Raw genomic sequence first — 2808 nt, 5'->3', positions numbered from 1 at the left:
ACCCTGAAGACCCAGCGAGTACGCCACCCGACCCGACGCCACACTCGCCGTCGTACCGGTCATCCCGAAACCACCGGCACCGTCCTGCTCACCGAGCCGATATCCCGAGGCGATGATGCCCGCGTAGACCCCGGTGTCCGTGCCCTTCAACGTTCCCGGGGCGATGCCCGCGTCCTCCAGCGCCTCCCAACAGGTCTCCAGCAGCAGGCGCTGCTGCGGGTCCATTCCCAGCGCCTCACGCGGACTGATCCCGAAGAACTCCGCATCGAACTCACCGGCACCCTCCAGGAAGCCACCCACCCGGGCGTAACCCTGGATCGCCTCACCGGACTCGGAGGCCCCCAGGCTCTGCAAATCCCAGGCTCGATTCGCCGGGAACCCCGACATCGCGTCGGAACCTCCGGCGAGCAACTGCCAGAAGCCCTCCGGGTCTTCAACCCCGCCCGGGTACCGGCACCCCATACCGACGATCGCCACCGGCTCGTCCGTGCCGACACGGACGGCCGGTACAGCCGGAGCAGCGACTGCCTCCGTGGTCCCGCACGCCTCTGCCACCACGTACCGGGCGACCTCAACCGGTGTCGGCTGGTCGAAGACCAGGGTGGCGGGAAGGGTCAGGCCCGTCTCGGTCGCGAGTCGGTTGCGCAGCTCCAGACCGGTCAGGGAGTCGATACCCATGTCCCGGAAAGCCCGCTGGGGATCGATGTCGCCAGCGCGCTCATGACCCAGGACGACAGCGGCAGCGTCCCGGACGATCTGCAGGACCTCCTGCTCACGATCGGCGGGAGACAGCGCGGCCAACCGAGCCGCCAAGCCACCCGGCTCCGCAGCCACGGCCGCGGTCGGGCGTACTGAGACATCGCCAGTGGCCAAGCCACTCAGCAGCGGGGGCACCGGTCGTCCCGCCCGGGACAGCCCGCTCAGGTCGAGCCGGGCGGGGACTGCCAACGGCGTGCCCAGCGCGGCAGCAGCCTCGAACAGCGCCAAACCCTGCTCGGTCGTCAGCGGCTGGATACCGCCGCGGCGCACACGAGTCAGGCCGGCGCCATTCAGATGGCCCGTCATCTCCGAGGCCTGGGCCCACAGGCCCCAGGCCAGCGACTGACCGGCCAGCTGCCGGTCGCGACGGTAGGACGCGAGTGCGTCCAGGAACGCGTTGGCGGCGGCGTAACTCCCCTGCCCCGGGCTGCCCATGACAGCCGCCGCCGAGGAGTACAACACGAAGCCGGCCAGGCCCGCGTCCTTGGTCAACTCGTGCAGGTTCCACGCCGCATCAGCCTTGGCAGCCATGACGGTCGCGATCCGCTGCGGCGTCAGCGACTCGATCGTGGCGTCGTCGATCACACCGGCCGCGTGCACCACCGCGGTCAGCGGCCGCTCGGCCGCGATCCGCGCCAGCACCGAGGCGAGACCCTCGCGGTCGGCCGCGTCGCCGGCCTGAACGCGAACCTCCGCACCCGACTGCGCCAACTCCGCGACCAGACGGGCCACGCCCGGCGCGACCGGACCGCGACGCGACAGCAGGAGCAGGTGGCGCATGCCACGGACATCCACCAGGTGCCGGGCCAACTCCCCGCCCAGCGTGCCGGTTCCACCGGTGACGAGGACGGTGCCCTGGCTGTCCCACGCGGCGGGGACGTTGAGCACGACCTTGCCGAGGTGTCGGGCGGCCTGCAGGTACCGGAGCGCTGCCACGGCCTGCGACAGCTCGAAAGTCGTCACCGGCGGCGGGGCCAACGTGCCCGCGTCGAACATGGCCCCGAGCTCGTCGAACATCTCGGCGATCCGCCACTCGCCGGCGTCCATCAGGTCGAACGCCTGGTAGAGCACGCCCGGGTAGGCCTCGGCGATCTCAGCGGCGTCACGGATGTCGGTCTTGCCCATCTCGACGAACCGGCCGCCGCGCGGCAGCAGCCGCAGCGAGGCATCCGTGAACTCACCGGCCAGGGCGTTGACGACCACGTCCATGCCCTCGCCACCGGTCACGGCCAGGAACCGCTCACAGAAGTCGAGATCACGGGTCGAGGCGATGTGGCTCTCCTCCACACCGGCTGCGAGCAGCGCGTGCTGCTTGGCCGGACTCGCGGTCGCGAAGACCTCCAGGCCCCACGCCTTGGCCAACTGCACCGCGGCCGTACCCACACCACCCGTACCGGCGTGGATCAGCACCCGCTGACCAGGCCGGACCTGGGCCAGATCCCGCAACGCGTAGAACGCGGTCAGGAAGCCTGCCGACACCGCCGCGGCCTGCTGGAAGGACCAGCCCTGCGGAACCGGAGCGAGCAGACGACTGTCCACGATCCCGACCGGACCCCAGCCCGGCACCAGACCCATCACCGACTGACCAACCGTCAGGCCAGTGACTCCAGGGCCGGTCTCCAGGACAACACCGGAACCCTCCATGCCCAGGACCCGGCCGTCCACGACCATCCCCAGACCACCGACCACGTCATGGAAGTTCACGCCCGCCGCACGCAGACCAACCCGGACCTGACCCGCCGCCAACTCGGCACCCGTCTCGGGCGCATCGACGACAGCCGTGCTGCTCAGGTCACCCGGCTCGGTCACCTCGAGTCGCCAGCCGGTGCCTCCGGGAAGCGCCAACTCCCCGGACGCACCGGTCCGGACCAGCCGACGACCGAACGCCACCACACTCTCGCCGTCAGTGGCGGGCCGGATGGAGACCTCAGGCTCCTCGGCGCCCAGCGCCATGGCCAGGACGGTGTCCACGTCGGCGTCACGCGTCGGGTCCAGGCCGGCCGCCGGGTCGACATCGACCAGCAGCAGACGACCCGGGTGCTCCGACTG

Annotated in this window: 1 protein-coding gene; it reads right to left on the bottom strand. The window is 70.9% G+C overall.

Annotation, left to right across the window (positions count from 1 at the left end; all coding sequences use genetic code 11):
- On the bottom strand, nucleotides 1-2808 hold a 2808-nt coding region (locus tag ACZ3KP_RS40895; RefSeq protein ID WP_467506213.1), incomplete at both ends, for a type I polyketide synthase.

The organism is Streptomyces sp. NPDC020958 (assembly GCF_055562175.1).
Note: the sequence above shows the minus strand (reverse complement) of the source record. Positions and strands in the feature narration are given on the sequence as shown.